The following is a 3077-nucleotide window of genomic DNA, read 5'->3' as shown; positions in this document are numbered from 1 at the left end:
CCTCATTTTTTGCTAATGAAGAGTCTTTGTTAAAGCCCATTACACTTCTAGCAGTTGCGCCAATGTTTGATGTCATGATTAGTATGACATTTTGGAAATTTGCTTTGTATCCGTTGTTATCAGTTAGTGTAGCGTTATCCATGATTTGAAGCAGTATATTGACTAAATCTGGATGTGCTTTTTCTATCTCATCAAGCAGTAAAACTGTATATGGATGTTTCTTTATAGCTTCTGTTAGTAGTCCGCCTTGCTCATATCCAACATATCCAGGAGGCGCTCCTATAAGACGGCTTAGAGCGTGTTTTTCCATATATTCGCTCATATCAAATCTCTCAAAATTTATGCCAAGTACTTCACTTAGGCTAAGAGCTAGTTCTGTTTTTCCAACTCCTGTTGGACCTGAGAAAAGAAACGATGCTATAGGTTTGTTCTGTGGTGTTAATCCAGCTTTAGAGATTTTAATAGCTTTTGTTACCTCTGCAACAGCTCTGTCTTGCCCTATAACCCTCTGTTTTAATTTCTCTTCTAAGTGCATTAGAGAGAGTGTTTCATCTTTTGTAACGCTATGATTTGAGATGCCTACAATTTTAGAGATGGTGTTTTGAATATCAGTTGCCGAGACTACTCTTCTTTTTACTTTCTTTAGATGAAAAGAGGCCGCACACTCATCTATAAGATCTATTGCTTTATCTGGCAAAAACTTATCTGTTAGATATCTTTTTGACAACTCAACAGCAGCTCTTAGAGCGCCATCTGTATATGTTACATTGTGATGCTCTTCATATTTGCTCTTTAAACCTTTTAAAATCTTGTAGCTTGTCTCAATTGATGGCTCATTTATATCTATTTTTGAGAATCTTCTGCTTAGAGCTTTGTCTTTTTCAAAACCGTTTCTATACTCTGCAAATGTTGTTGCACCCATGCACTTAAGTTCTCCAGAAGCAAGAGCAGGTTTTAGCTGATTTGCTGCGTCCATAGAGCCACTTGTAGAACCAGCACCTATGAGTGTATGAATCTCATCTATAAATAAAATTGCATTTTTAATGCCTTTTAATTCGTCCATAACGCCTTTTAAACGTTTTTCAAAATCACCTCTATATTTTGTTCCAGCGAGCATCGCTCCCAAGTCTAGTGCAAAAAGTTGGCTGTCTTGTATGATAAGAGGTACTTTTTTTGCAACGATATTTAGCGCTAAACCCTCTGCAATAGCAGTTTTACCAACTCCTGCTTCTCCTACTAAGATAGGGTTGTTTTTCTTTCTGCGACAAAGAATCTGAGTAACTCTTTGTATCTCATCGTCTCTGCCTATTACTGGGTCTATTTTACCCTCTTTAGCTTTTTTAAGAAGGTTTATTGCGTATTTTTGTAAGTATGACTCACTCTCTTTAGTTGGCTCTTTTTCATCAAGGTTTGAGATAACTTCTAAGATATCAAGTCTTGTGATTTTGTACTCATTTAAAAGAATATAGGCAAAAGAGTTCACTTCATCATAAATAGCAACTAATAAATCTCCTATATCGGCACTTTGCTGATTTGAACTTTGTATATGTTTAATCATATTGTCAATCAATCTTGAGAGCGCAACACTCTCAAAAGGTTCTTCATTAATATTAAGCGGAAGAGTTTGGCTGTTTGTATCTATATACTTCTTTATAATATCTCTCATCTCTTGGGCGTCACCACCGCAAGCAAAGATTATTTTTATACCCTCAGGAGAGTTTAATATTTGATAGAAAAGATGTTCTATCGTTATGTACTCATGTCGTAACTCTTTTGCATAAAGAATTGCTTTTTGGAAAATTTCATTAAGTGAGTAGCTAATCATTACTCTTCCTCCATTGTCGCTCTAAGTGGGAAACCATTATCCCTAGCTTTTTTATGTACTTGCATGACTTTTGTCTCCGCAATCTCATGTGTATATATTCCACAAATGCCTTTTGTTTTTTCATGTATTTCAAGCATTATTTCATGTGCCTGTTCATAACTTTTATGAAATATTGTAATTAAAACATCTATAACAAACTCCATTGATGTATAGTCATCATTTAAAAGGAGTACTTTGTACCTTTTTGGGTACTTAACCTTTACCCTCTCTTTAGTTTCTAAATCGGTATTTGTTGCCATAATTTTCCTATAATATTTTTTAGTTAAGAGTTTATAAATTATAACGAAATTGGGATAACTATGACCAAGCGAATTTTTGTTACCGCAACAAATACAGATATAGGTAAGACTTACACTACAAAAATGCTCCTGCGAGAGTTTGCTTCGCGAGGTATAAAAGTTGGAGTTATAAAACCTATTGAGAGTGGCGTTGTAAATGGGTATGCAACCGACGCTGAAGAGCTTTTAGAGCTTATAAAAGAGTTAAATCCAAAGCTGTGGCACCTTGAAGTTGAAGATATCGCTCCTATAACTTACGAGCTAGCGGCTTCACCTTATGTTGCATCAAATAACACTATATTTGATATAAAAACAGTCCTAAAAAAGATAGATGAGCTAGAAGCTTTTTGTGATTTGATTATCATCGAAGGTGCTGGCGGACTTTATGTTCCTATAGATGATAAGTACATGATGATAGATTTGATAAAGATGTTAAACTCTGTAGCACTTTTAGTTACGCACTGCTCACTTGGTTGCATAAATGATACGCTTTTGAGTAAAGGGGCATTAGAGGTAAAAAAGATACCACATGTAGTTGCATTTAACTGTAAAGGCGGTGATGAGAGTTTTGGTGAAATTTCAGAGCCTTACTTCTTAAAAACTGATTTTGAGGTACTTAAAGTAAACCGTGATATTGAAAAAATATGTGATGTCTTGTATAATTTGCCAACTATTTAAAAAAAAAGAGTGATATGAAACATTTAATCCGCACAGATGATTTTACGACTAAAGAGATAGAGTCTATTTTAGCAGATGCAGAGCTTTTTAGTGATGGTAGATTTGATAAAATACTCAGAGATAAAATCATAATAACACTCTTTTTTGAAAACTCAACAAGAACAAGAAGCTCTTTTGAGATAGCAGCAAAGAGGCTTGGTGCAGAGATAGTTCATCTTGATGTTGCAAATAGCTCC

At 34.9% G+C, this 3077-nt stretch carries 3 protein-coding genes and 1 pseudogene; 2 read left to right on the top strand and 2 right to left on the bottom strand.

Going from position 1 to position 3077, the window contains the following annotated elements; genetic code table 11:
• On the bottom strand, nucleotides 1–1825 hold a 1825-nt coding region (locus PHI38_RS09905; RefSeq protein ID WP_299855668.1), incomplete at its 3' end, for an AAA family ATPase.
• On the bottom strand, nucleotides 1825–2124 hold the full coding sequence (gene clpS / locus PHI38_RS09900; RefSeq protein ID WP_299855666.1) for an ATP-dependent Clp protease adapter ClpS: 300 nt from the start codon (nucleotides 2122–2124) through the stop codon (nucleotides 1825–1827). The genes clpS and PHI38_RS09905, both read right to left, overlap by 1 nt.
• Before the next feature lie 60 nt (nucleotides 2125–2184).
• Here clpS and bioD point away from each other — a divergent pair, with 60 nt between their 5' ends.
• Both bioD and PHI38_RS09890 read left to right on the top strand, forming a co-directional pair.
• Nucleotides 2185–2841 carry a dethiobiotin synthase gene (gene bioD / locus PHI38_RS09895; RefSeq protein ID WP_299855664.1) on the top strand — a complete coding sequence of 219 codons (657 nt, stop codon included), beginning with the start codon at nucleotides 2185–2187 and terminating at the stop codon, nucleotides 2839–2841.
• A gap of 14 nt (nucleotides 2842–2855) precedes the next feature.
• Nucleotides 2856–3077, top strand: a pseudogene (locus tag PHI38_RS09890) (aspartate carbamoyltransferase); the annotation flags it as partial.

Source organism: Sulfurimonas sp. (assembly GCF_028694895.1).
GTDB lineage: Bacteria > Campylobacterota > Campylobacteria > Campylobacterales > Sulfurimonadaceae > Sulfurimonas.
Note: the sequence above shows the minus strand (reverse complement) of the source record. Positions and strands in the feature narration are given on the sequence as shown.